This is a genomic window from Psychroflexus sp. MES1-P1E (assembly GCF_002836055.1).
In the GTDB taxonomy this organism is placed as follows: Bacteria; Bacteroidota; Bacteroidia; order Flavobacteriales; family Flavobacteriaceae; genus Psychroflexus.
The window spans coordinates 1-2,791 of record NZ_PJBS01000227.1 but is presented as its reverse complement, the minus strand read 5'-3'; the positions used below and the strand labels follow the sequence as shown (position 1 = coordinate 2,791).

Below are 2,791 nucleotides of genomic sequence, written 5' to 3'. Positions count from 1 at the left end.
TTTAAAAAAAATAGAATTGCAGGTTGCTAATGACGCTATTAAACAATACGAAATAGCTAAAAGAAACGGTTCTGATATGGATGCCTATGTTCAAGCAGGCATGGTATCCGCAGCATTTCTACAAGCAAATGATGAAGAGAATTATAAAAAATGGAAAAAGATAGAAACGGAAGCAGGTAAAAAAGTAGGACTTTAAGATTTTTAAACTATGAATATATCCTTTGAAGAAAATAGTTTCTGTTTTACAGGAAAGTTGGCCGAATTAAAAAGAACACAAGCGGAAAGAGAAGTACGTGCAAGAAGTGGATATTCTCAAAAAGTAATTAATAACGAATTGACTTATTTGGTTTTGGGCTCAATACCCTCAACAGGATGGAAACATGGAAACTACGGGAATAAAATAGTAAAAGCTAAACAGTTAATCGAAAATGGAGCTGACCTAAAAATCATTTCGGAAAAAGACTTTATGATTGGGTTGGAAAATATCGCTCCTGTTGACAGTGGAGAAATTGACGAAAAACTATTGATTTACAGGTATAAAGCATTATTTCAAAACGGAGATATGGATATTACAGCTCTTGAAGAGTTTTTGGAGTTACTAACAGAAACGACAAATTCTCACGTTTCTGCAACAGTTGAAGAACCATTTATTTACAAAGACCTTTATAACGAATTTAGTCAAGAGGATATTGACAACTTACTTTTCTTTCAATGTAGAATTGTCAAACACCTTGACTTAGACGCAGACAGTCAGGAATTTGTGGATATGATTGCTAAAGGTTTTGAGTCAATAAAAGGACTTGACGGAGATATTTCTTGGAGCGAAAAGAAGGAAGGAACGGCAAGTTTTGCTAAGCTTTTACAAGATATTCCACTTAGAACTAAGTTGACTGAATAAAAATAAAAACATGTGGTAACACTGTATATAACAAATAGGGCGTTCAGTGGTTTAGGAAAGTTCATTGCTATTTACAAACACAGCCAAATTTTTAATATGGCTTTTAATATGAATAAGTTAAAAACAAATTATAAAAATTTGGCTCAGTGCAAACTCGAAAGTTTATCGCTTTCTATTGCCCTACTTGCTATATACTAACCGTTAGCTACAAGCCGAAATAAATGCTCAATAGAATATTTAGGAAAAGAAAAAAGAAATTATCGAAAAGCGAGGAATGGAAAAAATTCGAACTTTTTGAATTATTCGATGATTTAGATTCAGCTCTAAAACTTGGATCTGAATATAGTGGAGGATACTCAGGTGTTTTTTTATCAGCAGAAGAATTTCATAATGCTTTTTCAGAAGAATTATACAACCTAAAATACCAAAACGTGCCTGATTTTAAAAACATATGTGTTTGGTTTGCGCCTACTTCTGCTTGGGACGATTTTGTAGGAATGGAAGGAATTCAATTAGGTAACAGAATTTTTGAAAGAGCCTATAAATTTCATAATCCCAATAACTAAAAAATATCAACAAAAATGACAAAAAGCTTCTTTATAAATATATGGTTATTCATTCTAATTTTGATATTAGTTTCATTGTCAGTTTGGGGTGTTTTTTACATCAATGATTTAGAGTCGAAAATATCAGTCCTTGGAATAGTAGCAGTTATAGTTGCAGCATTTACTTCGGTAATGACAGTAAATATAAATAATAAAAAAACACGGGAAAGAGAATATGAATTACACATATTAAAAGAAAAACAAAAAGTTTGCGAACACTTTTATAATGCGTTTTTTGAGATCTTTAAAAATGTAAAAAACAATCGAGATGGTCTTACAAAGAAAGCAACAGAAGAAATGGCTCTTTTCAAGAAAGGTTTAATGAATTGGGGAAGTGAAGACTTAATTAAAAAGTATGTTGAATATGAGGACAATCTCGATATTCATAAAGGAAATACAAGTGCTATTTTGAACAATGCAGATGGTTTTCTTAGAGATATGAGAAAAGAACTTGGATTTAAAGATTCCAAAAGTTTAAAACTTATGACATTGCTATTGACAGCAGAAGCAAGAACTGAATTGGGCCAGTAGCTAACACCGTATATAATTTATTGCTTTGGCAAGTGCTCATCTGGAAAATTTCTTCGGAATTTTCTCTAGTCCGTATTTGTTTACTAAATCAGTTGCTTAAACACGCAACTAACCATACACATCACGTTAGCAACAAATATGGAATACCATTACTACATACTTCGGAATGGATTTTCCACAGACAAACAGAAGCTTAAAGAGGGAACATTTATCGTTCGAATTCCAAATCATTTTCCAATTGACTTTTCAGATGGAAATGGACCTTTTAAATCATTACGAGCGTTGAAAAGATATTCACCAATATTAAAATTACTGAAAACTACAAATCCGAACAGAGCTCAACAAATCGTAGAGGAAAAGAATATAATAACATCTGAAAAATTAATAGCAACACCTAAAGGAACTGAATTTAAACCTGCAATAGTCGACGGATTTATTCACGCAACAATCGGACGAATAAAAAGAGGAGACTTAACAGGTATTCATTTTTTCGACCCAGAAAAAGTCAGAATATTAGAGATTATTGAGATAAATGAGACAACTCGAGTGTTCAAAGCAAGGTTTGAATTTTATGACGTTAAGACAAAAAAATGGATTGAAAAGAGAGCAGCAAGCACATTTTTTCCAAAGGATTGGAATTTAGCAACATTACTTATGGAATGTAAATTCGCATTTGATAAACTAAATGAAAAGGATTTAATTAATAGTAAAATAAAATCTTTAACTGAATCAAATATAGAAGTGGAAATAATTATAA

Annotated in this window: 5 protein-coding genes; all 5 read left to right on the top strand. The window is 31.6% G+C overall.

The window, feature by feature from the left end; genetic code table 11:
• Positions 1-196, top strand: a 196-nt coding sequence (locus tag CXF67_RS18205; RefSeq protein WP_180957939.1) for a hypothetical protein, incomplete at its 5' end; no start/stop codon positions are given.
• Positions 197-208: 12 nt separating this feature from the next.
• Positions 209-898 (top strand): BRCT domain-containing protein, encoded by a 690-nt coding sequence (locus tag CXF67_RS09090; RefSeq protein WP_102088470.1) that lies wholly within the window; start codon positions 209-211, stop codon positions 896-898.
• Between the two features lie 221 nt (positions 899-1,119).
• The gene (locus CXF67_RS09085) at positions 1,120-1,464 is read left to right on the top strand and encodes a hypothetical protein (protein ID WP_102088469.1); all 345 of its coding nucleotides are present in this window, start codon (positions 1,120-1,122) and stop codon (positions 1,462-1,464) included.
• Between the two features lie 15 nt (positions 1,465-1,479).
• Entirely contained in the window at positions 1,480-2,034 is a 555-nt protein-coding gene (locus tag CXF67_RS09080) for a hypothetical protein (RefSeq protein WP_028872321.1), read from the top strand.
• 138 nt (positions 2,035-2,172) lie between these two features.
• Positions 2,173-2,791 (top strand): EndoU domain-containing protein (locus tag CXF67_RS09075; RefSeq protein WP_145990431.1); only part of this gene is annotated, 619 nt, incomplete at its 3' end.

What these genes read in the sequence shown, in the direction of transcription:
- CXF67_RS09090 (WP_102088470.1), top strand. Translation starts at nt 209, where the DNA reads ATGAATATATCCTTTGAAGAAAATAGTTTCTGTTTTACAGGAAAGTTG.
- CXF67_RS09085 (WP_102088469.1), top strand. Translation starts at nt 1,120, where the DNA reads ATGCTCAATAGAATATTTAGGAAAAGAAAAAAGAAATTATCGAAAAGC.
- CXF67_RS09080 (WP_028872321.1), top strand. Translation starts at nt 1,480, where the DNA reads ATGACAAAAAGCTTCTTTATAAATATATGGTTATTCATTCTAATTTTG.